This is a genomic window from Paenibacillus sp. FSL R10-2782, from assembly GCF_038592985.1.
GTDB classification, from domain to species: domain Bacteria; phylum Bacillota; class Bacilli; order Paenibacillales; family Paenibacillaceae; genus Paenibacillus; species Paenibacillus terrae_C.
Genome location: NZ_CP151951.1, coordinates 4031793 through 4056690, shown reverse-complemented (window position 1 = coordinate 4056690; position 24898 = coordinate 4031793). Strand labels below are relative to the sequence as shown.

At 48.2% G+C, this 24898-nt stretch carries 18 protein-coding genes, 11 tRNA genes and 2 rRNA genes; 29 read left to right on the top strand and 2 right to left on the bottom strand.

Annotation, left to right across the window (positions count from 1 at the left end; all coding sequences use genetic code 11):
* Positions 1 to 212: 212 nt before the first annotated feature.
* From NST83_RS18335 to yajC, 21 genes are all read left to right on the top strand, one after another.
* A 23S ribosomal RNA gene (locus NST83_RS18335) occupies positions 213 to 3142 on the top strand.
* A gap of 151 nt (positions 3143 to 3293) precedes the next feature.
* Positions 3294 to 3410 (top strand): 5S ribosomal RNA (gene rrf, locus NST83_RS18330).
* Positions 3411 to 3429: 19 nt separating this feature from the next.
* Positions 3430 to 3505, top strand: a tRNA-Asn gene (locus NST83_RS18325).
* Positions 3506 to 3510: 5 nt separating this feature from the next.
* A tRNA-Ser gene (locus tag NST83_RS18320) sits at positions 3511 to 3602 on the top strand.
* 18 nt (positions 3603 to 3620) lie between these two features.
* Positions 3621 to 3692: transfer RNA gene (locus NST83_RS18315), tRNA-Glu, on the top strand.
* A 6-nt stretch (positions 3693 to 3698) separates the two neighbouring features.
* Positions 3699 to 3774 (top strand) — tRNA-Val (locus NST83_RS18310).
* Between the two features lie 32 nt (positions 3775 to 3806).
* Positions 3807 to 3880, top strand: a tRNA-Met gene (locus NST83_RS18305).
* A 26-nt stretch (positions 3881 to 3906) separates the two neighbouring features.
* Positions 3907 to 3983, top strand: a tRNA-Asp gene (locus tag NST83_RS18300).
* Positions 3984 to 4011: 28 nt separating this feature from the next.
* A tRNA-Lys gene (locus NST83_RS18295) sits at positions 4012 to 4087 on the top strand.
* A 35-nt stretch (positions 4088 to 4122) separates the two neighbouring features.
* A tRNA-Gly gene (locus NST83_RS18290) sits at positions 4123 to 4197 on the top strand.
* Between the two features lie 5 nt (positions 4198 to 4202).
* A tRNA-Arg gene (locus NST83_RS18285) sits at positions 4203 to 4279 on the top strand.
* Positions 4280 to 4292: 13 nt separating this feature from the next.
* Positions 4293 to 4372 (top strand) — tRNA-Leu (locus NST83_RS18280).
* Positions 4373 to 4379: 7 nt separating this feature from the next.
* Positions 4380 to 4453, top strand: a tRNA-Pro gene (locus NST83_RS18275).
* Between the two features lie 116 nt (positions 4454 to 4569).
* The gene (locus NST83_RS18270) at positions 4570 to 5274 is read left to right on the top strand and encodes a BofC C-terminal domain-containing protein (protein WP_342415191.1); all 705 of its coding nucleotides are present in this window, start codon (positions 4570 to 4572) and stop codon (positions 5272 to 5274) included.
* A 232-nt stretch (positions 5275 to 5506) separates the two neighbouring features.
* Positions 5507 to 6010, top strand: a complete 504-nt coding sequence (gene ruvC, locus NST83_RS18265; RefSeq protein ID WP_137064054.1) for a crossover junction endodeoxyribonuclease RuvC — start codon at positions 5507 to 5509, stop codon at positions 6008 to 6010.
* Positions 6007 to 6621: a Holliday junction branch migration protein RuvA gene (gene ruvA / locus NST83_RS18260; protein ID WP_025681891.1), complete on the top strand. Its 615-nt coding sequence runs from the start codon at positions 6007 to 6009 to the stop codon at positions 6619 to 6621. Before ruvC ends, ruvA begins: the two co-directional genes overlap by 4 nt.
* A gap of 50 nt (positions 6622 to 6671) precedes the next feature.
* Entirely contained in the window at positions 6672 to 7679 is a 1008-nt protein-coding gene (ruvB, locus tag NST83_RS18255; RefSeq protein ID WP_025681892.1) for a Holliday junction branch migration DNA helicase RuvB, read from the top strand.
* Positions 7680 to 7956: 277 nt separating this feature from the next.
* Positions 7957 to 10050, top strand: a complete 2094-nt coding sequence (locus NST83_RS18250; protein WP_342415190.1) for a SpoIID/LytB domain-containing protein — start codon at positions 7957 to 7959, stop codon at positions 10048 to 10050.
* 7 nt (positions 10051 to 10057) lie between these two features.
* Positions 10058 to 11086 carry a tRNA preQ1(34) S-adenosylmethionine ribosyltransferase-isomerase QueA gene (queA, locus tag NST83_RS18245; RefSeq protein ID WP_342415189.1) on the top strand — a complete coding sequence of 343 codons (1029 nt, stop codon included), beginning with the start codon at positions 10058 to 10060 and terminating at the stop codon, positions 11084 to 11086.
* Between the two features lie 20 nt (positions 11087 to 11106).
* Positions 11107 to 12246 (top strand): tRNA guanosine(34) transglycosylase Tgt, encoded by a 1140-nt coding sequence (gene tgt, locus NST83_RS18240; RefSeq protein WP_342415188.1) that lies wholly within the window; start codon positions 11107 to 11109, stop codon positions 12244 to 12246.
* A 35-nt stretch (positions 12247 to 12281) separates the two neighbouring features.
* On the top strand, positions 12282 to 12617 hold the full coding sequence (gene yajC / locus NST83_RS18235) for a preprotein translocase subunit YajC (RefSeq protein WP_137064049.1): 336 nt from the start codon (positions 12282 to 12284) through the stop codon (positions 12615 to 12617).
* 78 nt (positions 12618 to 12695) lie between these two features.
* Here the strand turns inward: yajC and NST83_RS18230 are convergent, their stop codons facing one another.
* Entirely contained in the window at positions 12696 to 13085 is a 390-nt protein-coding gene (locus NST83_RS18230) for a TIGR04086 family membrane protein (protein WP_137064048.1), read from the bottom strand.
* A gap of 206 nt (positions 13086 to 13291) precedes the next feature.
* Here NST83_RS18230 and NST83_RS18225 point away from each other — a divergent pair, with 206 nt between their 5' ends.
* A complete protein-coding gene (locus tag NST83_RS18225) occupies positions 13292 to 14071 on the top strand; it encodes a DUF421 domain-containing protein (protein WP_342417992.1) in 780 nt (259 codons plus the stop codon).
* 5 nt (positions 14072 to 14076) lie between these two features.
* Here NST83_RS18225 and spoVB read toward each other — a convergent pair whose 3' ends face one another.
* Positions 14077 to 15651: a stage V sporulation protein B gene (spoVB, locus tag NST83_RS18220; protein WP_342415187.1), complete on the bottom strand. Its 1575-nt coding sequence runs from the start codon at positions 15649 to 15651 to the stop codon at positions 14077 to 14079.
* Between the two features lie 307 nt (positions 15652 to 15958).
* On the opposite strand from spoVB, the gene NST83_RS18215 reads away from it, so the two are divergent.
* The 7 genes from NST83_RS18215 (at position 15959) to NST83_RS18185 (ending at position 24864) form a co-directional block, all read left to right on the top strand.
* Positions 15959 to 16216: a post-transcriptional regulator gene (locus NST83_RS18215; protein ID WP_013311570.1), complete on the top strand. Its 258-nt coding sequence runs from the start codon at positions 15959 to 15961 to the stop codon at positions 16214 to 16216.
* A 91-nt stretch (positions 16217 to 16307) separates the two neighbouring features.
* Positions 16308 to 17564, top strand: coding sequence for a protein translocase subunit SecD (gene secD, locus NST83_RS18210; protein ID WP_137064046.1), 1257 nt, complete (start codon positions 16308 to 16310; stop codon positions 17562 to 17564).
* Positions 17554 to 18471 carry a protein translocase subunit SecF gene (gene secF / locus NST83_RS18205; protein WP_342415186.1) on the top strand — a complete coding sequence of 306 codons (918 nt, stop codon included), beginning with the start codon at positions 17554 to 17556 and terminating at the stop codon, positions 18469 to 18471. Before secD ends, secF begins: the two co-directional genes overlap by 11 nt.
* Positions 18472 to 18603: 132 nt before the next feature.
* Complete coding sequence (locus tag NST83_RS18200) at positions 18604 to 19560, top strand: cation diffusion facilitator family transporter (RefSeq protein WP_342415185.1); 957 nt, start codon at positions 18604 to 18606, stop codon at positions 19558 to 19560.
* A gap of 34 nt (positions 19561 to 19594) precedes the next feature.
* Positions 19595 to 21991: a single-stranded-DNA-specific exonuclease RecJ gene (gene recJ, locus NST83_RS18195; RefSeq protein WP_342415184.1), complete on the top strand. Its 2397-nt coding sequence runs from the start codon at positions 19595 to 19597 to the stop codon at positions 21989 to 21991.
* A gap of 69 nt (positions 21992 to 22060) precedes the next feature.
* Positions 22061 to 22573, top strand: coding sequence for an adenine phosphoribosyltransferase (locus NST83_RS18190; RefSeq protein WP_137064042.1), 513 nt, complete (start codon positions 22061 to 22063; stop codon positions 22571 to 22573).
* 233 nt (positions 22574 to 22806) lie between these two features.
* Complete coding sequence (locus NST83_RS18185; protein WP_342415183.1) at positions 22807 to 24864, top strand: methyl-accepting chemotaxis protein; 2058 nt, start codon at positions 22807 to 22809, stop codon at positions 24862 to 24864.
* Positions 24865 to 24898: the final 34 nt, after the last annotated feature.

Here is a 24898-nt window from a genome sequence, read left to right as displayed (position 1 = left end):
TCCGTGTGGAACCGAAATATTCATCGGGTTTCGCTTCTTTGAAGCGAATTGCACCTTGAAAACTGGATACCGAAACGAAATTGCGTTTTAGAATATTCCTTTACGCTGATCTTGTGTAAACAAGTGAAATAAAGGTAGCTGCCTTGAATTTCATTCACACATTCGTGTGGAACCGAAATTCAAAGCAAATCGCATTTACGAAGTAAATGCTAGGTTAAGCTACAAAGAGCACACGGAGGATGCCTAGGCGCCAGGAGCCGACGAAGGACGTGGCGAACAACGATAAAGCCTCGGGGAGCTGTAAGCAAGCTTTGATCCGGGGATGTCCGAATGGGGAAACCCGGCTGTCTTCATCGACAGTCACTTTCTGCTGAATACATAGGCAGAACAGAGGCATACCAGGGGAACTGAAACATCTAAGTACCCTGAGGAAGAGAAAACAATAGTGATTCCGTCAGTAGCGGCGAGCGAACGCGGATTAGCCCAAACCAAGGAGCTTGCTCCTTGGGGTTGTGGGACGTCTCACATGGAGTTACAAAGGAACCGGTTAGATGAAGAGGTCTGGAAAGGCCCGCCAGAGAAGGTAAAAGCCCTGTAGTTCAAAACCTGTTCCCTCCGAGACGGATCCCGAGTAGTGCGGGGCACGTGAAACCCCGTATGAATCCGGCAGGACCATCTGCCAAGGCTAAATACTCCCTGGCGACCGATAGTGAAGCAGTACCGTGAGGGAAAGGTGAAAAGCACCCCGGAAGGGGAGTGAAATAGATCCTGAAACCGTGTGCTTACAAGAAGTCAGAGCCCGATCTATGGGTGATGGCGTGCCTTTTGTAGAATGAACCGGCGAGTTACGTTCCCGTGCAAGGTTAAGGTGAAAAACTGTAGCCGTAGCGAAAGCGAGTCTGAATAGGGCGACTTGAGTACGTGGACGTAGACCCGAAACCGGGTGATCTACCCCTGTCCAGGGTGAAGGTGCGGTAACACGCACTGGAGGCCCGAACCCACGCATGTTGAAAAATGCGGGGATGAGGTGGGGGTAGCGGAGAAATTCCAATCGAACCCGGAGATAGCTGGTTCTCCCCGAAATAGCTTTAGGGCTAGCCTCGGAATAAGAGTCGTGGAGGTAGAGCACTGATTGGGTGCGGGGCCCGCAAGGGTTACCAAGCTCAGTCAAACTCCGAATGCCATAGACTTGGTTCCGGGAGTCAGACAGTGAGTGCTAAGATCCATTGTCGAAAGGGAAACAGCCCAGACCATCAGCTAAGGTCCCCAAGTGTGTGTTAAGTGGGAAAGGATGTGGAGTTGCACAGACAACCAGGATGTTGGCTTAGAAGCAGCCACCATTGAAAGAGTGCGTAATAGCTCACTGGTCGAGTGACTCTGCGCCGAAAATGTAACGGGGCTAAACACGCCACCGAAGCTATGGCTTGATACTTAGGTATCAGGGGTAGGGGAGCGTTGAATGCGGGTTGAAGGTGTACCGTAAGGAGCGCTGGACTGCATTCAAGTGAGAATGCCGGTATGAGTAACGAAAAGATCTGTGAGAATCAGATCCGCCGAAAGCCTAAGGGTTCCTGAGGAAGGTTCGTCCGCTCAGGGTAAGTCGGGACCTAAGGCGAGGCCGAAAGGCGTAGTCGAAGGACAACAGGTCGAAATTCCTGTACCACCGTAATCCGTTATGAGCGATGGGGTGACGCAGTAGGGTAGTGACGCGGACTGATGGATGTCCGTCTAAGCAGTGAGGCTGGTGTGTAGGCAAATCCGCACATCGTAAGGCTGGGCTGTGATGGGGAGCGAAAATTGTAGTAGCGAAGGTCATGATCTCAGACTGCCAAGAAAAGCCTCTAGCCAGGAGAAGGTGCCCGTACCGCAAACCGACACAGGTAGGCGAGAAGAGAATTCTAAGGCGCGCGGAAGAACTCTCGTTAAGGAACTCGGCAAAATGACCCCGTAACTTCGGGAGAAGGGGTGCCTCGGTAGGGTGAATAGCCCGAGGGGGCCGCAGTGAAAAGGCCCAAGCGACTGTTTAGCAAAAACACAGGTCTGTGCGAAGCCGCAAGGCGAAGTATACGGGCTGACGCCTGCCCGGTGCTGGAAGGTTAAGGGGAGTGGTAAGTCCTTTTAGGGCGAAGCTATGAACCGAAGCCCCAGTAAACGGCGGCCGTAACTATAACGGTCCTAAGGTAGCGAAATTCCTTGTCAGGTAAATTCTGACCCGCACGAATGGCGTAACGACTTGGGCGCTGTCTCAACGAGAGATCCGGTGAAATTTTAATACCTGTGAAGATGCAGGTTACCCGCGACAAGACGGAAAGACCCCATGGAGCTTTACTGCAGCTTGATATTGAATTTGGGTACGATCTGTACAGGATAGGTGGGAGCCTGAGAGACTTGAGCGCCAGCTTGAGAGGAGGCATCCTTGGGATACCACCCTGATCGTATCTAGGTTCTAACTTGGTACCGTGATCCGGTGCGAGGACAGTGTCAGGTGGGCAGTTTGACTGGGGCGGTCGCCTCCTAAAGAGTAACGGAGGCGCCCCAAGGTTCCCTCAGAATGGTTGGAAATCATTCGAAGAGTGCAAAGGCAGAAGGGAGCTTGACTGCGAGACCTACAAGTCGAGCAGGGACGAAAGTCGGGCTTAGTGATCCGGTGGTACCGCATGGAAGGGCCATCGCTCAACGGATAAAAGCTACCCTGGGGATAACAGGCTTATCTCCCCCAAGAGTCCACATCGACGGGGAGGTTTGGCACCTCGATGTCGGCTCATCGCATCCTGGGGCTGAAGTAGGTCCCAAGGGTTGGGCTGTTCGCCCATTAAAGCGGTACGCGAGCTGGGTTCAGAACGTCGTGAGACAGTTCGGTCCCTATCTGTCGTGGGCGTAGGAAATTTGAGAGGAGCTGTCCTTAGTACGAGAGGACCGGGATGGACGTACCGCTGGTGTACCAGTTGTTCCGCCAGGAGCACCGCTGGGTAGCTATGTACGGAAGGGATAAGCGCTGAAAGCATCTAAGCGTGAAGCCCCCCTCAAGATGAGATTTCCCAGTATGTAAGACCCCTTGAAGACGACGAGGTAGATAGGTTGGGGGTGGAAGTGCAGTAATGCATGGAGCTGACCAATACTAATCGGTCGAGGGCTTATCCTAAAGATAGAACGCAATGGAGTTTCGGATCCAGTTTTCAGGGTGTAACACCTTGAAGGTATGTAGAAGATACATACGAATACGTTGGATTTCTATACACGCAGTAGCGTGGTACCAGAAATCTACACGGAAGAATTTACGATGTAAATTCATGTTTGGTGGCGATAGCGGAGGGGTTCCACACGTACCCATCCCGAACACGACCGTTAAGCCCTCCAGCGCCGATGGTACTTGGACCGCAGGGTCCTGGGAGAGTAGGACGTCGCCAAGCAAATCCTTATGATTACTATTCCCTGATAGCTCAGTTGGTAGAGCACTCGACTGTTAATCGAGTTGTCACAGGTTCGAGTCCTGTTCGGGGAGCCATATATGGAGAGGTGTCCGAGTTGGCCGAAGGAGCACGATTGGAAATCGTGTAGGCGCCAAAAGCGTCTCGAGGGTTCGAATCCCTCTCTCTCCGCCAGATATTATTTATTGTTAAGGCCCGTTGGTCAAGCGGTTAAGACACCTCCCTTTCACGGAGGTAACAGGGGTTCGATTCCCCTACGGGTCATAATATGGAGGCTTAGCTCAGCTGGGAGAGCATCTGCCTTACAAGCAGAGGGTCGGGGGTTCGAGCCCCTCAGCCTCCACCATTTATTTATTATATAGCATTCCCTAATATTATCGCGGGGTGGAGCAGTTCGGTAGCTCGTCGGGCTCATAACCCGAAGGTCACAGGTTCAAATCCTGTCCCCGCAATTAATTTCCCCTAAGGAAATTCTTTTGGAACTGTGGTGTAGAGGCCTAACATGCCTGCCTGTCACGCAGGAGATCGCGGGTTCGAATCCCGTCAGTTCCGCCATTTTTACAAAGTTGTACTACCCTGTTGGGAGCCATTAGCTCAGTTGGTAGAGCACCTGACTTTTAATCAGGGTGTCGAAGGTTCGAGTCCTTCATGGCTCACCATTCATGAACTTATATGTCATGGATATTATTGTATTGCGGACGTGGCTCAGCGGTAGAGCATCGCCTTGCCAAGGCGAGGGTCGCGGGTTCGATTCCCGTCGTCCGCTCCATATTTGCGCCCTTAGCTCAGCTGGATAGAGCGTTTGACTACGAATCAAAAGGCCGGGAGTTCGAATCTCTCAGGGCGCGCCATTTAACTTCATAAGCCGGTGTGGCGGAATTGGCAGACGCGCGCGACTCAAAATCGTGAGGGAAACCGTGGAGGTTCGAGTCCTCTCACCGGCATGTATTTCGGGATGTAGCTCAGCTTGGTAGAGCACCTGGTTTGGGACCAGGGGGTCGCATGTTCAAATCGTGTCATCCCGATTTAAAAGGAAAGTCGCTTGAAGAAGCGGCTTTTTTGTTGTACTTGTTGTCTTTTTTGTATAAATCAGTAATCGTCAGGTCACACTAACACAAAAAGTGGGACGGAAGGGATTACTGTGAAGCGATTAAGCTGGAAAAAACAAATTAAACGACGCTGGAAGCAGTGGAGAAGAACGGTGTGGGCCTGTACTATTTTTGGATCGGCTTGTTTGCTGGCAGGTTTAGGTATCCTGTTTTCACGTCATATGCAGACTATGCTGTCACAGCCCCTTGCTACTACCGTTATGGCGGACGTTGATACGGAGGAGCCTTCACACACGAGTCCGGCTGAAGTGCATTCCTCGCAGGTGCAGGTATTGCAAAGTATTCGTGCTTCTGGCATCAGCAGAAAGACTCATTTGTTAACTACCTATGTGTGTGGTACAGAGACACTTTCTTTGGGAACGTTAAGTTCGCAGCAGTTAGAGAGCTTGCTGAAGCAGCATCCCGATTGGAAGGGACGGTTAAATTCCAGGGGCGAGGTGTGGCTGGAGCGTAAAGTGGAGGATTTGTCGGAGTTATGCAAGCAGCACGCCTACATGGGTATGAGTATGGATGGACAGCTTACTTTGTTTGAAGGACCGCCTAAAAAGGAAAAAGTAATTCGGACTTTCTTTCAGCTGGATGTGGGATCAATGGAGACGGCTCTGCCCGAAGGAGTGTATGAGCAGCTCCAGCAGGGAATCCGTGTGCAGGATATGAACGAATACAACAGTGTGATCTCTACTTTTAGTGATTTTGCAGTGGAGCGAACACAGCGGGTATTGAAGCAGCAATATTGATTACATGCAAGAAAGAGGCGTGTAGGCTTTGCCCGGGGGGGAGGCGTATAACGTCTCTTTTTTGTGCTGAACTTAAGATTAAACTTTTTACTCTATTAGATGCAAAGTTTTGTTATAATGAAAGAACGACACATATGTTCGCTTTGTTTAGTATTTGGCAATGATTATGGTTTTGATATTGATCGTTAATGGCTAGTTAACGCCGTATTTTGGCGATAGGGGAGAGATTTTTTTGCGTTTTCTAGGAATTGATCCGGGCATTGCAATTGTGGGCTTTGGATTTGTGGACAAGATTGGCAGTAAGGTGATTCCTGTTCAATATGGCTGCATCCAGACGGAGGCTCATACACCGGAAGAAGAGCGGTTGCTTCATGTGTATGAAGGCATGCTGCAATTGATTGATAAATATAAGCCTGATGCGGTAGCGCTGGAAAAGCTTTTTTTTAATCGTAACGTAACAACCGCAATGTCTGTGAGTCAGGCGCGCGGTGTGCTGGTACTGGCTGCGAAGCAACGTGGTCTGCCTATAGGGGAATATACGCCTATGCAGGTGAAGCAGGCTATTGTAGGGTATGGAAAGGCTGAGAAGAAGCAAGTACAGGAAATGGTAAGAATGTTTCTGAAGCTTCAAGTCGTGCCCAAACCGGATGATGTGGCGGATGCTTTGGCAGTGGCTATTTGCCATGCGCATTCATATGGACTAAATTCAAAATTAAATGAGGTATTGCGAAAATGATAGATTTCTTGCGTGGTTCTGTGGCTCACTTGGAAAATGAATATGTCGTATTGGATGTACAAGGGGTTGGGTACCGGGTATTTTGTCCGAACCCTTATGCCTTTGCTAAAACAGAAGGGCCGATTGTCATCTATATTCATCATCATGTAAGGGACGATGCTACTTTACTGTTCGGGTTTGCGACTCGTGAGGAACAGCAGTTGTTCCGTAAGCTGATTGATGTATCCGGAATTGGGCCGCGTGTGGCGCTTGGTATTTTGGGAGGCGGTACACCCACTCATGTGGTAACGGCAATCTATCAAGAGAACATCGCGTTTCTCACCAAGCTGCCGGGCATCGGTAAAAAGACGGCGCAACGCATGATTCTGGATTTGAAGGACAAGCTGGACGGCATCGGCTCAGTCGGGATCGCGACCGGATTGTTTGCGGAGCCTGTCGTGGAGGAAGGCGAGGGTTCCTATTGGAGCGAGGCACGAGAAGCACTTAAGGCGCTGGGCTACACAGATGCGGAGCTGGATAAGGTATGGAGCAGAATGAAGAAAGACGCGAAACCTGATGAATCTGCCGATATTTTGATGAAACGGGCTTTGCAACTGTTGTTTGCCGGATAGGACGATGATGTCCGTTAAAAGAAGTCTGGTGAAAAGAGGAGCGATGGAATATGGATGACCGGATTATTTCCGCCAATTTGATGATGGAAGACCAGACGGCGGAGCTAAGCCTTCGCCCCCGTTATCTGAACGAATATATCGGGCAAAATCAGGTGAAAGAAAATTTGAAAATATATATTGAAGCGGCCAAGATGCGTAAAGAGGCGCTGGATCATGTGCTGCTGTACGGTCCGCCTGGATTGGGCAAAACGACGCTCGCCAATATTATCGCCAACGAGCTGGGCGTTAATTTACGCACGACCTCAGGCCCGGCAATTGAAAGACCCGGAGATTTGGCAGCGTTGCTGACCAATCTTCAAGAGGGCGATGTTTTGTTCATTGACGAGATACATCGCCTGCACCGTACGGTGGAAGAAGTCATGTATCCGGCAATGGAGGATTTTGCGCTGGACATTATGATTGGTAAAGGCCCGAGTGCGCGTTCAGTCCGTCTGGATTTGCCGCCCTTTACGCTTATCGGGGCTACTACGCGCGCGGGGCTGCTTTCTGCGCCGTTGCGTGACCGATTTGGTGTCATTAGTCGGTTGGAGTTCTATACGACAGACGAGCTGGCCTACATCGTATCAAGGAACGCGGATATTATGGAGATTGAAATTGTCGGGGATGCAGCCGAAGAAATCGCACTGCGTTCACGGGGGACGCCACGGATTGCGAATCGGCTGTTAAAAAGGGTGCGTGATTTTGCCCAAGTTGCCGGAGACGGTATTATTCATTCAGAGTTGGCCGCAGAGGCGTTAAAGAGACTGCAAATTGATCCGCGTGGACTGGATGAAATTGATCATAAAATGCTTAAGGCGATGATTCATTCATTCCGTGGCGGGCCTGTGGGATTGGATACAATTGCAGCGACCATTGGTGAAGAAAGTCAGACGATCGAGGACGTGTATGAGCCATATTTGTTGCAAATCGGCCTTCTGCAAAGAACGCCGCGGGGTCGGATGGTCACTCCAGCGGCTTATGCTCACCTCGGAATTCCCATGCCAACGGATTCAAGGTGAGCAGGGAGTGTGTATTTTTATCACTTGAGAACAGGCAGTAGCGGCTATTACGGAGAAAAATGTAGCTGTGATTAGTTCTTAACGTGATTACACGGCTTTGACAAATATGACATTGCAGGACGGATGGTATGGAGAAAGAGAGTGCGTGAATTAAGATTTGAGCGGGTTCAAGTTTAGGCGTATTTCGCCGATGTATTTAAAGGGACAGGTATGAGTCAAGTTCCCGCCAAATCATGCAGTATGCGTGCTATGACAGCCAGAAATGGGGGAGCCAGAAATGAGTGAAAAGGCGTTGAATCAAAACACTATTTTAGGCACATGGGCGGGTCGGGCCAAACGGGCGACAGCGGCTATAATATTAGCTGTAGTTTGCCTGCCTTGGTCTCCGACTGTTCATGCCGCTGCTACCCAAGAGGATATTCGTGTAGTGATCTTTGCGGATCTGGGCAGCAAATATAAAGCGACTGTACCCGCAGTAACCTTGAAATCATCAGGGGGGCTGAGTGTCGGACAAAACAGTGGGGGCAGCTTTCAGGCCTGGACGGGACTTCCAGACAGCACAGCACGTTTTAGTGTAGACAGCTATCGGGTGAAGGTACTTGAAGGAAATGAAGCAGCTGCGATAAAAGCGGCTCAAGTGTTGCAGAAGACCAATGATAAACCGACGGTTTTTATTGGCTCGAAAAACGGCGGCTCTGTCTATCAGGTGTATGCGGGTATATATGCGAGTGAACAGGCTGCACAGGCTGCTGTACAGCGCATTTCTACTGCAACCGGGGTACAGGCCGAAGTTACAGGGAACAAGCATTGGTCTACAGGGAACTATGGCAGTGAGCAAGAGGCCAATCTCGTCCGAACGACGATTGCCGCCGCAGGTTTTGATGCTTTTACCGTTATTCAATCGAGAGGTCAATATGCTGTGTGGGTCGGTGAAGAGAGTAATGACAGCAAGTTCTTAGCTTTGAAAACAGAACTGGAAAGCAAGCAACCGCGACTTACGCTCTCTAAGGTCAGCGCTACTCAAACTGGACTGATTGTGAGACAGGAAGCAGGAGTAACGACAGGCTCTCAGGTGATGACTCATTACGTGCTGAGTGGTTCTGATAATAGCAAGGTTACTGTCAACGGAGGCAACGATGGAATCCAAGTGGTTGAGAGATCACAGCGTACATATCGTGGCGACATGGAGATTGGCATGACGTCAGGACAGCTAGCACTTGTAAACGAAGTGCCGTTGGAGCAGTATTTGTATTCCGTGGTAGGAGCTGAAGTCTATTCCTCATGGCCGGATGAAGCACTAAAGGCTCAATCGGTAGCGGCTCGCAGCTATGCGCTTGCCCAAGGAAATCGGTTTCAGATCGGGAACGTGGTGGATGGAACGCTAAGCCAGGCATATAATGGCAAGGCCTCCGAGCATGCGAATGTTAGCGAGGCTGTTGATGCAACCGCTGGTGAAGTGATTAAAAGTGGCGGCAAGGTGGTTGAAGCTGTATTTTCATCCAATGCGGGTGGCGTTACAGCGGATGCTTCCGAGGTGTGGAACAGTGGCGGCGAATCGTTTGCCAGTGTAGATAGCTCTGGAGATATTTCGGCGCAAAAAGGAGCACAGGAGTGGTATCACGTGCTTCTCTCCAGCGGAAAGACAGGCTATATCCGAGAAGATAATGTTAAGGAGTTGGAGGGAGTCACAGAGGCGGGGCTGGACAAAGTTACCGTGACTGCTGAAAATACCAATGTGCGTCCCATTCCTCAAATTCAATCAAACGTGGCAGCAGTAGCCAAGGCACAGCCCGGTGAAGAGATGATTGTATTGGAAAAGGTACCTCAATCCGGCGACTACGCATGGGTACGGGGGCCCTTTACGGCCGCTCAGCTTGTAAAATCCTTGCAAGGGAAAGTAACGGGCACAGCACCGTCCTCTATCGACCATCTCGATGTCACCAAACGTGGTCCGTCCGGGCGAGTGCTGGAGGTTGAAGCGAACGGGTCGCCTTTAAAGGTGAAATATCCTGATATGTATCGTTCAGCAATGGGTGGATTGCCGAGCACGCTGTTTGATATTGTGAGTACCGGCAGTTATACTGTATTAGGCGCTGATGGGGCTACTACTCATGTAAATGGTGCACAGGGAACTACAATCCTGTCAGCATCAGGGAGCAGCACTTCCAGTGGTAACGGGGTGATCGTCATGAATGAAGATCGTCATGCGCGCGTCATCGACAAAACGCAAAGCTTTATTTTTACAGGCAAAGGGAATGGTCACGGTTTGGGCTTGTCACAATGGGGAGCCAACGGTTTGGCTGATCAGGGGTATGATTACAAGAAAATTTTGCAACACTATTACAAAAATGTGGATATAGTTAAGGACTGACCAATATATGAACGTAAACGATTACGATTTTGAATTACCTGAAACATTAATTGCACAGACGCCTTTGCTTGATCGAAGTGCTTCCAGATTGCTGACGTTGAGCAAGGGGAGCGGTGAAGTGGGTCATCATACATTTTCACATATTGTGCAGTATCTTCAACCGGGCGATACGCTGGTGCTGAATGATACGCGAGTGATTCCTGCACGCTTGTTCGGTATCAAGGAAGACACGGGAGCTAAGGCCGAGGTGTTATTGCTCAAGCAACTGGAGGGTGACCGATGGGAAGCATTGGTAAAACCCGGCAAGAAGTTGAAAAAGGGCGCGGTTATCGTTTTCGGTGATGAGCTGAAGGCGGTCATTGAGGAAGAAGGCGATATGGGCGGAAGAGTACTCTCTTTCTCATATGAAGGTATTTTTCAAGAGATATTGGATCGTCTTGGATTGATGCCGCTTCCACCTTATATCAAGGAGCAACTGGATGACCGTGAGCGTTATCAGACGGTTTATGCCCGGCATGAAGGCTCAGCCGCGGCTCCAACCGCAGGGCTGCATTTTACAGAGGAATTGCTGGACCGAATTAGAGAAAAGGGTGTTTCCATTGCCTTTGTCACCCTTCACGTCGGTTTAGGAACGTTCAGACCCATGTCTGTGGATACGATTGAAGAGCATGTGATGCATGAAGAATATTACTCATTGTCACAGGAAACGGCAGATGTGCTGAATGAAACCAAAGCGCGTGGCGGAAGAGTTGTGGCGGTGGGGACAACCAGTTGCCGGACGCTGGAGACGGTGGGCAATACATTCGGTGATGGGCTATTACAGGCCAGCAGCGGCTGGACGCAGATTTTTATTTATCCAGGTTATGAATTCCGTGTGGTAGATGCGATGATTACGAATTTTCATTTGCCTAAATCCACATTGGTTATGCTGGTCAGCGCATTGGCGGGCAGGGAGAATATTATGCATGCTTACCAGGAGGCGATTGACCGGGAATATCGGTTTTTCAGCTTTGGGGACGCAATGTTCATTTATTAATTAAGGATGGTAGAGAAAATATGGCACCAGCAATAAGATACGAACATATTAAAACCTGCAAACAATCGGGAGCTCGTCTCGGGCGTGTGCATACACCTCACGGGGTTATTGAGACACCAACCTTTATGCCTGTAGGGACACAAGCTACAGTTAAAACGATGAGTCCTGAGGAACTGAAAGAAATGGATGCTCAGATTATTTTGAGTAATACGTACCATCTGTTTCTTCGTCCTGGTCACGATATTATTCGTGAAGCAGGCGGTCTACACAATTTTATGAACTGGGATCGTCCTATTTTAACGGACAGCGGCGGGTTTCAAGTGTTTTCATTGAGTGAAATGCGTAAAATTACGGAGGAGGGCGTTCATTTCCGTTCTCATTTGAATGGAGATAAAAAGTTTCTTTCGCCTGAAGTGGCCATGGAAATTCAAAACTCGCTCGGTTCGGATATTATGATGGCCTTTGATGAATGTCCTCCTTTTCCGGCTGAATATGAGTATGTGAAAAAATCGTTGGAACGCACCAGCCGTTGGGCTGAGCGCTGTCTGGAGGCGCATGCGCGTCCTCATGATCAAGGGTTGTTTGCCATTGTTCAGGGAGGGATGCATGAAGATCTGCGCAAGCAGAGCGCGGCGGATTTGACTTCCATGGATTTCCCGGGGTATGCTATTGGTGGACTGAGCGTAGGCGAACCGAAGCATTTGATGTATGAAGTGCTGGATTATACGCTTCCTCTGCTTCCCACTAACAAGCCGCGCTATTTGATGGGCGTAGGATCTCCGGATGCCTTGATTGAAGGCGCTATCCGTGGTGTGGATATGTTTGATTGCGTACTTCCAACACGAATTGCTCGCAACGGGACAACGATGACCAGCCAAGGTCGTCTTGTCGTTCGCAATGCCCAATATGCAAGAGATTTCGGTCCGCTTGATCCGGCTTGTGATTGCTATACCTGTCGTAATTATTCACGTGCTTACTTACGACACTTGATTAAAGCCGATGAAACCTTCGGGCTCCGACTGACAACGTATCATAATTTGCATTTCTTAATTCAATTGATGCGCAATGTCAGACAAGCGATTATGGATGACAGACTGCTTGATTTCCGCGATGAATTTTTTGAGCAGTACGGTCTTCATGATAATGATAAAGGTTTTTAAGTTTTAGGGGAGAGTATACGAAAGGGGGATTTAATATGTTCCAATTTGCTACAGCTGCAGCTGCACCCGGTGGAGCTGGGGGGCTTTTTCAAATGATTTGGCCACTGGCTCTGATGTTTGTAATCTTCTATTTCTTGCTGATTCGTCCGAATCAGAAAAAACAGAAGCAGCGTCAAACGATGCTTCAAGCCTTGAAAAAGGGTGATAAAGTGATTACAATCGGAGGTCTTCACGGTACAATTATGGAGATTACGGATGATGTGGTCGTTTTGCGTGTGAATGATGTTACGAAGCTAACCTTTGATCGCAGCGCGATCAGCAATGCGATTGCTAAAGATGCAGCTTCCGAGGAAGTTGTTTCCAAATCATAGAATATTAGCATATCATGCAAAAACCGAGCCTTTGAGAAGGGCTCGGTTTTTTGTGTTGTTTCGCCACATACACTTTGATTATCTGTTCAGGTTAATCCCAAACATCCCGCCCCCGGCTCCAATGATAAAGGCAATTCCCAAATGCAAAAGATCTTTGGCGTTCATGCCTGCATCCAGTGCCAGAAAACCGACCAGCAGCACGATTAGCCCATACAAAATGCCTGTAATGCCGCCTTGATACCAGCCTTTGTTCGTGGATCTTTTACCAGCGACGAAGCCGCCAGATACCATGGCGAATGCATGAACGATGTACGTATACAACGATAAATCCTGTTCCTGCATCTGTGTCAGCCACAAGAGTAGCGAAAGGATAAATGCGCCAAACAGCATCCATGCAAAAGCATAAAACAAACCGGATAGAATGGGATGGGCCAGACGAAACGAACACCAGCGGCGAATAAGCTCCATTGATAATTCCTCCTGTACCAAGGTTTGAACTATTATAATTCTATGGCCAAGCCTCCCGGCTTAGTACCAAGTCGTAAGCAGTCTTTGTCTTTATTTGAATAATTTAACCTTTTGTATTTTGTATGGTTGGTATGAGAAACGGTCAGAATACGTGTACAATGAACGGCGAATGTCTTGTTGCAAGTACAGGAGAGGAGGCGGACATGTTGGGTCACGATATTTTTGCACATATATTTCGAACATTGCTCATGTATTTTATTGTATTTCTGGTTATGCGATTAATGGGTAAACGGGAGATCGGAAAATTATCTGTTTTTGACCTCGTGATATCCATTATGATTGCGGAAATCGCTGTATTCAGTTTGGAAGATATAAAACGTCCGTTGTATGAAGGATTGATTCCTTTGGGCGTGCTTCTGATTTTGCAGATCGGCATTTCGTATTTCAGTCTTAAAAGTCGGCGTCTGCGGCTGCTGTTCGATGGTAAGCCCAGTGTATTGTTCTCCAATGGACAAATAAACAGGGAAGAAATGCTGAAGCAACGCTACAATTTAGATGATCTGCTGTTACAACTTCGGGAACAAAATATCGAAGGCTTGGACGATGTAGAATATGTTATTTTGGAAACGACAGGCAAGCTCACGGTCATAAGTAAAGATGATGACGTTGGAGATAGTGAATCTGAAAAGCAGAAACCAAATTTAGAACAAACGAATTTGATAAACAACGATCAACAGGAGGATAAAGTCCATCCTTCGCCTCAAATCGGCGGGAAGTTTAGATATGAAGGCCTTCCCATTCCGTTGATTATGGATGGCAAAGTGCTGGATCGGAATTTGGAGCGTATGGATATGAACCGTTTTTGGCTTAAAAATCAGATTCAAGCTCAAGGACATAAAGATTTTAAGGATGTTTTCTTGTGCTCGGTTAACCATAAAGGCGATGTATATATTACGCCGCCTGCCTTTGGGGAATCCTCGGATTAAGCCTGCTATGCCTTAAACCATCTTCTCAGGATGGGGATACGGTTGAGATTGTCCCAGTCAATCATTTTGGTCAGAGTCATCAGAAAAAGGTACAGAATAATGCCCAAGCCTGCGGCGAAAAGAAATTGCAGCCACATTTGACTGAAAACCGTTAGATGTCTGTAAGCATATAAGACGGCAGCCGCCATGATAATCATGCCGACTCCGGTTTTCCAGAAATCAAGCAGCCGCACACGAAACCGAAGCAGTCTGCTTACACTGAAGCCATGCAGAAGGGTGACTATGGCGCTGTTGATACAAATGGCAATGACTGCTCCATAGATACCGTATTGAGGCTGGGAAGCAAGCCAGACAATAAGCGCGATTTTGATAACGGCTCCGACAAAGGTATTGAATAAGGCGCTTCCGGGACGATCCAGAGCCTGAAGTGTTGCCTGAAGCGGGGCCTGAATGTACATAAAAAGAGCAAAAGGAGCCATGAGCTTAAGCATGCCCGCAATGTCGCCATTGTTGTAGAGCAGCAGGCACAGAGGCTCTGCCAATACGTACATAATGACAGCAAATGGGGCTCCTGCAACTAAAGCAAGCCGAAGGGATTGATGCAATCGCTTATGAATGGCTGTCATTTGTCCCTTGGCAGCAGCTTCGGATAAAGAAGGTACAAGGGAAACAGCCAGTGAACTGGTGAGAACACCGGGCAGTAATAACACTGGAATGACCATACCCTGCATGGCCCCGTATTGGGCGGTTGCCACTCCGGTGGCAATACCTGCTACGGCCAGGCTACGCATACATAGAATAGATTCGAGCAAATAGGACAACGATCCCACAAGTCTTCCGGCTGTTACGGGAACCGATATAGATAGAAGTCGTGACAACACAGACGGTTGTTCGGAATGAGCACCTGAAGATGGAGGAACTTCCGGTTGTAGGGGTATGTGACCTTTTTGCTGGTTCCATTTGTATTGCCATAGAAGAACAATCATGCCAATGAGTTCACCCGCCAGCGCGCCGAGCATCGCCCCTGCAGCAGCGTAGGCCACGCCATGTGGAAGGAGCAGGTAAGCAAACCAGATGACGCAAAAAATGCGCATGATAGTCTCGACAATGGAGGAGCTTGCGGACGGAATCATATTTTGTTTTCCCTGAAAATAGCCTCTGTAGGCAGAGGAAACAGCAACAATGACAATCATCGGACTCATACTGACAAATGTATAATAAACACGGCTGTCTGTCAGCAGGTGGCTTGTAATCCAGGGGGCAAAGAGAAGACAGAGCACCATGGCCAGCAGGCTAAGTGTAACAGTGAAGCGCAGGCTGGTGTGCAAAATACGCCGTGACATTTCCGGTTGACCCGCAGTTTCAGACTCGGCTACTAGCTTGGCTACGGCAAGCGGTATGCCCCCGGTAATAAGGGTTACCAGCACGATAAAAAAGGGATAACCCTGTTGGTACAAGCCGACTCCTTCGGGACCGATAATACGCGGGAGCGCGATTCGCGGAATAAAACCCAGCAGCCGATTGATAATTCCAGCCGCTAATAAAATAATTGCTCCATGGATGAATGTCTGCTTTTTCAATCGCAACTCCCTCTTCCCCAAAAATGAATTCCGCGTTTATGTGTTACTGTAAAAGATATGCTGGACCTGTCCATGTTCATGACAAGCTTTTCCGACTGAAAGCAGAGGGATCAGGACAACAAGAGAAGGAGTGGTGAATTCTGCTATTGACGATCGAAATGAATGCATATATTGTTGGTTTACGGCTATTTTCGACGAAAAAGAAGGGTTTTCCAGGATCAGGGCAGAAATGTTCTATAAAGCAGTCAATAACCCCGCTAATTGCTGATCTGCGGAACCGGAGTCGCTGGGAGGAGGAACGGCCATCGTGGGTATGGAAGAGCTGGATGAGCAGGATTGGGATGACGCAATTGAGATGCTGTGTCAAAGCAAGGCGGACGAGTTGATTCTCGTAGGCTATGAGCATGTCACAAGCAAGGACGTCTGGAATTGTGTCAGCCATAAATATGAAAAGGAGGGTATTCCTCCGCTGCACAAGCTCGTTAACGATATACTTTCCCTTAAAGCGACGAGCTTTATGAACTATTTGACAATGTCCGCATTACGGGGCTCCACTTTCGAATAGAAGGGGGTCTTTTTTTTGCGTTCAAATTGACTGCTTTTTGAGGGGTAGCTATAATAGGAATATTGAGAATGAAAGGGGAACATGGGACGGAATGAAGAGAATTCTAAGTTTCATCGTGGTCGTGCTCATAACCACTGGTGTTATGGTCGGGACAAGCCCGGGCCTGCTGAACAGTTTAAAACTAGGCCTCGATTTAAAGGGAGGCTTTGAAATTTTATATGAAGCCCAGCCTTTGGAAGCCGGGCAGAGTGTAACCAGACAGTCTCTCATACAAACAGCTCAAAGTCTGGAGAGACGGATTAATGCGCTCGGTACGACTGAGCCGGAAGTAACAACGGAGGGCACCAACCGTATTCGTGTGCGGCTTGCTGGTGTATCCAATGAGGCAGAAGTCCGCTCCATGCTGAAAAAGCCTGCCGAGCTGACGTTCCGCAGTGCAACGGCAGCGGATGCTAAAAAGCCGGGCCAATACAGCAAAGTTGAGCTTCGCGGGAATGATTTTGTGGAGAACGGCGCTGTTGTCGGCTTTGACCAACTGAACCAACCTGAAATTAGTATCAAAGTGAAAGACAAAGCCAAGTTTGCTGAAATTACAAAGCGACTTCTGAACAAAGAGTTGGCTATTTTCCTGGATCAGGAATTACTTTCTGCACCTACGGTACGTGGAGAACTGACGGATGGCAGTGCGTCGATCACAGGAAACTACACTCGTGATGAAGCGAACAAGCTGGCCGATACGATTAACCTAGGTGCGCTTCCGCTCAAACTGACGGAAAAATATTCTCAGAGTGTAGGCGCTACACTGGGCCAATTGTCACTCAATCAAACGATCCATGCCGGTTTGATCGGTTCGATCATTATTCTGGTATTTATGATTTTTATGTTCCGTGTACCGGGACTGGTTGCCAGCTTCTGTCTCATCGTTCATACCTGGCTGGTGCTTGCCATCTTCTACTTAGGCGGGTTTGTACTCACGCTTCCGGGTATCGCAGCGTTCGTGCTGGGGATCGGGATGGCGGTCGATGCCAATATCATTACGTATGAGCGGATTAAAGAAGAAATCAAGACAGGGAAAACGATTCGTTCTTCTGTTATCGCAGGTAGTAAGGCCTCGTTCCGTACCGTAATGGATGCCAATATTACGACAATTATAGCGGCTGCTGTTATGTTCGGTCTGGGAACAGGCTCGGTTAGAGGTTTCGCTCTGGTGCTCATCGTTGATATTGTCACCAGTATTTTGACGAATATCTTCTTCTCCCGTTTCTTGCTCAATCTGCTGGTTAAAGCGGATGCTGTGAAGAAGCCCAAGTATTTTGGTGTGAAGGAGAGTGATATCAGTGCGCTTTAATTGGGACTTTAAATATATCAAGATGAGCAAGTGGTTTTACACGTTCTCGATTATTATCACGCTGCTTGGTATTTTGAGCTTGTCGATTTTCGGTTTGAATTACGGTGTTGATTTCCGTTCCGGTTCCAATGTGGATGTCAATTTGACCAAAGCAGTTACACAGGAACAGATTCAAACTTTGCTGGACAAGAAGGGTATCGGCAAAGAGGTGGATTATACGCCGGGTAAAGAGCGCTTTGGTATTCGCTTTTCGCAGGTATTGACGGATCAGCAAGTGAATGATTTTAAAACATCTTTCAATAAAGAGCTTGATCCGAAGGCTTCCTTTGAGGTTAATACGGTAGATACGGAAATGGCGCAAGAGCTGGAGCGAAATGCAATATGGGCGATTTTGTTAGCCTGTGTAGCCATTGCTGCTTATATCTCGATCCGGTTTGAATGGCGGTTTGCCATCGCAGCCATTGTTTCGCTGTTGCATGATGCATTTCTCGTTATCAGTATTTTTTCCATTTTCCGTCTTGAAGTAAATTTGACCTTTATTACGGCAATTCTGACGATTGTCGGCTTCTCCATCAATGACACCGTCGTTATTTTTGACCGTATTCGGGAAAATTTACGATTTGCAAAGAAGAAGTCCAGGGACGACTTGGAACAGGTGGTCGATCACAGTATTGCACAGACGATGACTCGTTCACTTGCAACGGTGTTTACTGTGTTTATTGCCTCCTTGTGCTTGTTCATTTTTGGCGGCGAGTCGATTCGGATGTTCTCGCTTGCAATGGTTATTGGTTTGTTGTTCGGTGCTTATTCTTCTATCTTCATTGCCAGCCCGTTGTGGGTAGCTTTGAAAGGAAAACAAAAGTCTCCGGCAGCAGGCGGTGGTGCCGCCAAGACTGCAAAGTCTTAAATTATGTTTAACATCAGCAGTATGAATGAAAGAAAAAGCCGCGTCTGCATGGGCGCGGTTTTCTAAGGTTTGGAGAATTTGAAATGGAGCATTACCGGGAAATTGTCAGTTCAGGATTGAGGGGGAGACGTTGTGAATAGCGAACGCAGCCGATCATTGGAAACTGCGGCGTGGAGCGGGATTGTGGGTAATCTTGCACTGGCTGTTCTAAAGGGAACCGTCGGTTATGCGGCAAACAGTAAGGCGTTGATGGGTGATGCGCTGCATACGACTACGGATAGTGCTTCCCGTTTGCAAGAGCTTTTGTTTTCCAAAGGTGCAGCAGAGCATGGTATACTGGCACGGTTGCGAAACGGTGAAAAAGTCCGGACTGTCATATCGGTAGTGCTGGCTATATTGGTGCTAATGAGTGGTCTTCAGTTGGGCATATCGGCTGTTCGTACTTTAAGCAGTCCAGATCCGCAGGCTCCAGGTCTGTATGCACTAATTACCGCTTTCACTGCTTTGGTACTGAGAGAGTCGCTGTTTCAGTTTCAATACCGTTACTCCATTAAACACGGCCATAAGGCTGAAGCAGATTTGTACGCTAATCATGAACGGTATTCGCTTTATGCATCGCTGATTGCTTTGATCGGCATGATTGGGGCAATGACAGGCGAAGCGATGGAGTGGCCTGCATTATTATATCTTGACCCGACTGCTGCGTTGCTGGTAGCCTGTCTGGTATTGCGTAAAGGATATCTGATGGTACTGAATACCGCCTATCCGGCTCCTGCGCAACCTCTGCGTGAGGAAGACTCACAACGCTTTATGGAGACGATACAGCGGGTGCATGGTATCGTAACAGTTGAGCATCTGCATGCACAGGAAGCAGGTCATTTTATAACTGTGGATGTAACCATTAGCGTGAACCCACGGATTACTGTGCAAGAAGCGCAGGAAATTGCTGATCGGGCAAAAAATCTGCTACTGGCACGTTTTCCGCAGGTGACCCATGTACAGATGCAGTTCGTTTCTTATCAAGCCGGGTATCCTTACAAGTCTAATCATGAACTACCGGATAATGATGTGTCGTCCTTGCTGCAATAATAGCAGGGCGACTATGAAAGAAAGGTGAATAGGATTGCTTCATTCGCAGTACCGATGGAAGACCCCGGAGGTTAGCCTGGAAGCGGCTCAGCCGTTGACGGAAGAGCTGGGGATTTCACCATTGTTGTCCCGGCTTTTAGTGAATCGGGGTGTCACTACGGCCGGGGAAGCAAACCGTTTTTTATACGGGAGTGCAGACGACATACACAACCCTTTTCTGCTCATGGGCATGAAAGAGGCAGTTCCGAGGATCCGTCAGGCGCTAGAACGTGGCGAACACATATTAATTTATGGTGATTATGATGCGGACGGGGTATCCAGTACGTCGTTGATGATTCAGCTTATGCGCTTCCTGAAAGCTTCGTATGATATTTATATTCCGCACCGCTCCAATGAGGGATATGGACTGCACAATCATGCCCTTGATTGGGCTAACCAGCAGGGGGTTACGCTCGTCATTACAGTGGATACGGGAATTAGTGCAGTAGAGCAAATCGCTTATGCGGCAACCTTGGGTATAGATGTTATTGTTACAGACCATCACGAGCCTCCTGCTGTGCTTCCTGAAGCGTATGCTCTGATCAATCCTAAGCTACCTGGCTGTCCCTATCCATTCAAGGGTCTTGCTGGTGTAGGTGTCGCTCTAAAGCTGGCACAGGCGCTGCTGGATGAAGTACCCGAGGAATGGTTTGAAATTGCTGCTATCGGTACGGTAGCTGATCTGATGCCGTTACATGGTGAGAACCGGACGATGGTACGCAGAGGGATTCAGTCTATGAGAAGCTCTGCGTTTCCGGGTATTCGGGCGTTGCTTGGTGTAGCGGGTGTGGATATGTCTACAGTGACCTCTGTCAACATTGCATTTGCCTTGGCTCCCCGGATTAATGCTAGTGGACGTCTGGATCATGCAGGACGGGCGGTCTCCCTTTTGACGACAGAGCAGGAGGAAGAAGCTGATCAGCTCGCGCATGCGCTGGATCTGCTCAATCGGGAGCGTCAGCAAGTAGTTGAACGTATTGTGGAGCAAGCCGAGCAGCAGCTGGCAGCCAAGCTGAATGGAGGCACGCTGCCGTCTGTAATCGTATTGGCTGGTGAAGGCTGGAACGTGGGTGTCGTGGGGATTGTGGCATCCAAGTTGCTGGATCGCTATTATCGTCCAACCATTATTCTGGGCATAGATGCAGAGACAGGAATGTGCAAAGGGTCTGCCCGTTCTATTCCGGCCCTGGATATTTATAGTGCTCTGACAGACAGTCATGACCTGATGGAGCACTTTGGTGGTCATCCTTCGGCTGCGGGTATGACGCTGTCTCGGGACAATCTGGCATCATTTGAGGAACGGTTAAATCACTATGCCGCTTCCATTTTGACGCCAGACAATCTCGTTCCTGTAGCCGAGGCAGATATGGTCTGTCGTCTGGACGAGGTATCTATACAGGTGGTTGAAGAACTGGAGTTACTCCAGCCCTTTGGTATGGGGAACCCTTCTCCACGTTTCGTGTTACAGGGGCTTCAATTGCGTGAGGCCCGTAAAATGGGGCGTGAGAAAAATCATGTAAAGCTGTTGCTGGAGCAAAACGGATTATCGCTGGATGCGATTGCCTTCCGGCGTGGTGATCTGGCTGATTTTTTGCAGCAGCAAACAGAGCTTGATCTGCTGGGCGAGCTATCTATTAACGAATGGAACGGCAAACGCTCCCTCCAACTGATGATGCAGGATATCCGTGTACAGGCTCCGCAAATTTTTGATTATCGGGGTGTATCGGACCCTTTTGCTGAGCTGGAGCGGGGGCTTAAGATTTTTCATCCTCGTATAGAAGAACGGAAAAATGACGTTGCTGTTGTGATGCATCCATCGTCCAGGCTTCGTCCGTCTCGTCCAGTGAACGCCGAATCCATATGGGTATATGATAAGGAGGGCGGCGTTACTCCCGGTGATGATCGAAGGGATACGCAACACTCTGTAAAGTCACTGTTCGTGTTGGAGCCACCGGATACGCCAGAGCAGTTGCAGGCATTGTGGTCTACGTTTGAAGATGTGAAGAATGTGTTTCTTCTTCATTCGATCAGTGAACGAGGCGGTCGACTCGTCAGCCCGGACAGGGAGCTGTTCAAGCGTATTTACGTTGTGCTTTCCCAAATAGGGACGCAGCCTGTGGATGAAAAAGCAATGCTGCCTGCTCTTAGCCGTCAATGCTCCTGTTCAGTACGAATGCTATCTAAAGTGCTGGATATTTTCGAGGAGCTTGAGTTTATAACCCGTACAAAAGGGCGATTCTGTTTTGTTTCCAATCCACCCAAGCGAGATTTAACGGCTTCTCCACGTTATCAGGAATTGCATGATATGGCTGAAATGGAGCGTTATTTGCTGGATGCGGATACAACCCAGATGACAAGCTGGATTATGTCGCTTATGAAGGGCGCGTCTTGAGGCGTATCCTCAAAGTCAATGTTGTAGGCTGGACATACTAATTAGAAGTTTACAGTAGGAGGAACTAAGTTGGACTACAAAGAATATATTCGGGTGATTCCCGATTTTCCACAACCAGGGATTAGTTTTAAGGATATTACGACCCTGATGAAAAATGGAGAACTGTATCGCAAGGCAATCAATGATATGAAGGAACTGGTATCGGATTTGAAAATTGATCTGATTGCAGGTCCCGAAGCACGGGGATTCGTTGTAGGTGCGCCTTTGGCTTATGCGCTTGGTGTTGGTTTTATTCCCATCCGTAAAAGTGGCAAGCTACCTGGTGAGACTATCGAGGAAGCATACGGTTTGGAATACGGCAAGGACATGCTGGCTATGCATAAGGATGCAATTGAGCCTGGACAAAATGTTTTGATTGCGGATGATCTGCTTGCTACAGGCGGAACCATCGCTACATCAGTGAATTTGGTACGTCAGCTTGGTGGAAATGTGGTAGGGACTGCTTTTCTTATTGAGCTGTCTGATCTGAATGGACGAGCGAAATTGCCTGACGTAGATGTATTTACGCTGATTACGTACTAAGCGTCTAAAGCCTGGGGTTTCCCGGGAAATATTTGAGCATGAATAACCTAAATAGCTCGATGGAACATCTCTTTTCTTAAAGAGTTGCTCCATCGGGCTATTTTTGTTTAGATATGTTTTTATTATGTATGTTTTTGGTTAGAAATGTAATAAACATAAACTTTCAATTCATTTACGAAAATCGTTATAAAAAAATTGAACGAATTGTCGATAAACAATAAAAAGGGGCAGGGGTGGTCATATTGCGTACATTTCAATTTAAAAGCTTACAAGCACGAACATTCTCTACCTTGGTTCCCCTTGTGCTTCTGACTTTGATTTTAATCAGTTTTTTGTCTTACTTTTTCGCTAAGCAAAAGTTGGACGCGGAAATTAGCCAGAATGCTACCCACTCTCTGTCGGGAGTTAAAGCAGATATTGCAGCTAATGTGGATCGGCATGCTTTACTTGTCTCCATGCTGGCCAAGAGTGCAGAACAGCTGGGGACAGGAACGAAAATTGAAGATTATGGACATTTATATGAACAAGAGTTGGCATTGAATGATATGACCTATGGTCTGGGTGTTTTTTTCGCCAAGGATGCGTATGAGCCTGATACGACATATCGATCCAATTATGTGTATAGAAATGGTAAACAGATGAAGCAAACGACTGAATATGATGATCCCCAATATAACTATTTAGCAAAGTTGTGGTACACAGGGGCTGTTGAGCGAGGTAAAGATATAAACTTTACGGAGCCATTTTACGATTCCAAACTGAAAGTAAATATGATTACTGCCGGAAAAGCATTTTATGACCGAACAGGTAAGCTGATGGGTGTCATTACGGGTGACTTAAGTATGGCGAGTATTCAAGCCTATATTGAACGAATGAAATTCGGTGCTCAAGGAAGAGCGGTTTTGATGGACAAGAATGGAGCGATCCTGTCATCGGGGCTACAATCGATCAAAGCAGGTGAGCCGCTAACAAAGGTGTTGACTGCGGAGGCGGCACAAGCTATCCAAAACGGTGCTTCCGGACAGATATCCGCGTCCATCGGGAATGAGGATTATCGGATATTGTACGATACAATACCGCAAACTGGTTGGAAAATTGGGGTGCTGCTGCCGGATTCGGAGTTGAATCGTCCTGCGAACGAAATGCTTAAGCTGCTCCTTATTGTTAGTGCTATCGGAATCCTGCTGATCATGGGGGCCTTGCTGGTTAGCAATTTGGGGATGGTCAGAGAGATTAAAAAAATAATGCAGATGACGAATCGCATGGCCGTTGGAGATTATACAGTTGAAGTATCTCATCATCGTAAAGATGAGTTTGGTCAAATGGCAGAGGGAATCAATGAGGTGATTGCTGCTACAAGGGGGATGGCAAGTCGCTTGAGCAAAGAATCCGGCGTGATTACGACGGTATCCTCAGCTATTTCGGGGGATATTTCTGGCGCAGCTGAGGATGCGAAGCACAATGCTGACGAGCTGGCTCAGGTAAAAGAAGGTGCAGAACTACAGTTGGCTGCTGCGGCAGAGAGTGCGACTGCGATGGAGGAAATGGCTGTTGGCGTTCAACGTATTGCCGAATCCATACAGCAGGTATCTGAAGCTACCACAGGCATTGAACATAAGGCTCATCAAGGAAATGAACGTTTGACCGAGGTCACCCGAGGAATGCACAAAGCGAAGGTATCTATGGATGAAGCAGGCAAGGTAGTAGGTTCGTTGAATGAACGGTCGGCCCAGATCGGCAGCATTATCGGAATCATTCAGGAAATTAGTGGGCAGACCAAGCTGCTGTCGCTGAATGCCTCTATTGAGGCAGCACGTGCGGGTGAGCATGGCCGAGGGTTCGCTGTTGTGGCTTCAGAAATTGGCAAGCTTGCTGTAAATGTCAGTCAGTCTGCGGAGCAAATTACGAGTCGAATTCGATCCATGCAGGAAGAAACGAAATTAGCAATGGAAGGGATGCAGCAGGGCACTCTAGAGATGGATGAAGGGGTAGCAATTTTGCAGGAGGTGGAACAGCGCTTTGCTGCAATGAATCAGGATATCCAGCAGGTGGCGATTGAAGTGCAGGAGGTTTCATCGGCTTCGGAGCAAATGTCAGCAGGCTCAGAGGAGGTTGCGGCATCTATTAGTTACCTTGCCGATATTGCAAAAGCTTCTGCTGAACGTGCTGGGCAAGCCTCCGAACGATCTGAACGGCAACTGGAAGCGTTGGAAAGTCTGGATAGCTCAGCGAAGTCGCTTACAGGTGTTTCTGACACGCTCAATCAGGTGGTATCCCATTTTCGTGTGTGATGTTGTTTAAAAATACAGGCGCTGCAATAAAAAA